Genomic DNA, 521 nt, shown 5'->3' with positions numbered 1-521 from the left:
AATCCCCTCGGCGGGTATGCCAAAGGTGATGTATTTTGAGCGTTCAATGCCGTTATTGCTTTTGGCAATCTGATTTTTCAGCATCCCGGTAAACTCATCCCGGACGCTGTTATAGTTGTCATCCGCTTTCGGGATATTGACTTGATAGCGGCTGCGGGAATGGGAACGGCGATTGATAAAGGAAAGCTGGAACGGCAGCGAACTGTCAAAGTAGTTGAGAAATGAACTCCATCCGCTGAATATGGCAGTCTGATCTTCGGTGGATGCCACGGAGTAATTGATGTCCTCATATTCCACGGTTTTTGTATAGAGCCCGCCCGGGAGCTTGCACACACCGTCCGGGTGCATGGACAGATACGGGATTGTCTGCTGAGCAGACAGGGTCGCCCGACCTTTACCCTTGGCGGCGGCTCCGTTTTTCTTCTTTGTGTTTTTCAATCACATCCTCCTTTCCAGCGCCCGGCCCGGCAAAGGGCGCATAAATGTTTTCGGTTCGGTAGGCCCTGATCCCCGGCCTTAGA

At 52.0% G+C, this 521-nt stretch carries 1 pseudogene; it reads right to left on the bottom strand.

The features are described 5' to 3' along the window. Positions 1-438, bottom strand: a pseudogene (locus H8Z83_RS19360) (VirB4-like conjugal transfer ATPase, CD1110 family); the annotation flags it as partial. Positions 439-521: the final 83 nt, after the last annotated feature.

The organism is Dysosmobacter segnis, from assembly GCF_014297285.1.
GTDB lineage: Bacteria > Bacillota > Clostridia > Oscillospirales > Oscillospiraceae > Oscillibacter > Oscillibacter segnis.
This window is presented reverse-complemented; position numbering and strand designations above follow the sequence as displayed.